We start from the raw sequence: 668 nt of genomic DNA, 5'->3' as shown, positions 1-668 counted from the left end.
CGGCAGCCGATGCGCCGGCGGAGTACACGATGAGCTCAGAGGCGGACGCCGTAGATCCTGAGGACCGCGGGGACTCCGGCGTGTCCGGCTCCCCGATGGTCCAGGCTCCGATGCCGGACCGGCTCCCGCACATCGGGATAACGCCGGCCGGCGAGGGCCAACATCCGGGACAGCATCCGGCTGATCCTGCCGATCTCACGCTCGCCGACAGTGATGTCAGGCTTACCGGGGACGACGAAGCCACAGGGTGGCAACCGTCAGGCGGACGTGCGGAGCCTGCGCCGGAGCCTCAGGAGCAGGCACCGGCGGTTCCCGACCGTAGCGCCCGCCGCACCAGGGAGGAGGGCCCCGAGCCGGCCTCGTCCCTGCTCAGAGGCGGACGCCGTAGATCCTGAGGACCGCGGGGACTCCGGCGTGTCCGGCTCCCCGATGGTCCAGGCTCCGATGCCGGACCGGCTCCCGCACATCGGGATAACGCCGGCCGGCGAGGGCCAACATCCGGGACAGCATCCGGCTGATCCTGCCGATCTCACGCTCGCCGACAGTGATGTCAGGCTTACCGGGGACGACGAAGCCACAGGGTGGCAACCGTCAGGCGGACGTGCGGAGCCTGCGCCGGAGCCTCAGGAGCAGGCACCGGCGGTTCCCGACCGTAGCGCCCGCCGCAC

General features: G+C 71.4%; 1 protein-coding gene. It reads left to right on the top strand.

Annotated features, from left to right (window positions below):
* The coding region (locus X803_RS22570) for a hypothetical protein (RefSeq protein ID WP_216699072.1) at window positions 1-395 on the top strand (395 nt) is incomplete at its 5' end.
* Window positions 396-668: the final 273 nt, after the last annotated feature.

This window comes from Arthrobacter sp. 35/47 (assembly GCF_000520475.1).
GTDB classification, from domain to species: Bacteria; Actinomycetota; Actinomycetes; order Actinomycetales; family Micrococcaceae; genus Arthrobacter_D; species Arthrobacter_D subterraneus.
Note: the sequence above shows the minus strand (reverse complement) of the source record. Positions and strands in the feature narration are given on the sequence as shown.